The sequence below is a fragment of the Streptomyces sp. NPDC052396 genome, from assembly GCF_044593195.1.
Classification (GTDB): domain Bacteria; phylum Actinomycetota; class Actinomycetes; order Streptomycetales; family Streptomycetaceae; genus Streptomyces.
The window spans coordinates 377-1,181 of the sequence record NZ_JBIUAW010000041.1; the positions used below are offsets into that span (position 1 = coordinate 377).

The 805-nt window shown below is 72.9% G+C and carries 1 protein-coding gene; it reads left to right on the top strand.

Annotated features, from left to right (window positions below; translation table 11 throughout):
- Nucleotides 1-805, top strand: an 805-nt coding sequence (locus ACIHFE_RS34520) for a tetratricopeptide repeat protein (RefSeq protein ID WP_400113038.1), incomplete at both ends; no start/stop codon positions are given.

The following is an 805-nucleotide window of genomic DNA, read 5'->3' on the forward strand; positions in this document are numbered from 1 at the left end:
CCTGCCCGACCTCGCCAGTGCCTTGAACAACCTCTCCCTCCGGTTGGGTGAGGTGGGGCGGCGGGAGGAAGGCCTGGCCGCGGTCCAGGAAGCCGTGCGCATGCGCCGCGCGCTGGCCGAGGCGAACCCGGACGCCTACCTGCCCGACCTCGCCACGTCCTTGAACAACCTCTCCGTCCGGTTGGGTGAGGTGGGGCGGCGGGAGGAAGGCCTGGCCGCGATCCGGGAAGCCGTGCGCATGCGCCGCGCGCTGGCCGAGGCGAACCCGGACGCCTACCTGCCCGACCTCGCCAGTGCCTTGAACAACCTCTCCGTCGATCTGGGTGAGGTGGGGCGGCGGGAGGAGGGCCTGGCCGCGATCCGGGAAGCCGCCGACCACTACCGCGCGCTGGCCGAGGCGAACCCGGACGCCTACCTGCCCGACCTCGCCAGTGCCTTGAACAACCTCTCCGTCCGGTTGGGTGAGGTGGGGCGGCGGGAGGAAGGCCTGGCCGCGGTCCAGGAAGCCGTGCGCATGCGCCGCGCGCTGGCCGAGGCGAACCCGGACGCCTACCTGCCCGACCTCGCCACGTCCTTGAACAACCTCTCCGTCCGGTTGGGTGAGGTGGGGCGGCGGGAGGAAGGCCTGGCCGCGATCCGGGAAGCCGTGCGCATGCGCCGCGCGCTGGCCGAGGCGAACCCGGACGCCTACCTGCCCGACCTCGCCAGTGCCTTGAACAACCTCTCCGTCGATCTGGGTGAGGTGGGGCGGCGGGAGGAGGGCCTGGCCGCGATCCGGGAAGCCGCCGACCACTACCGCGCGCTG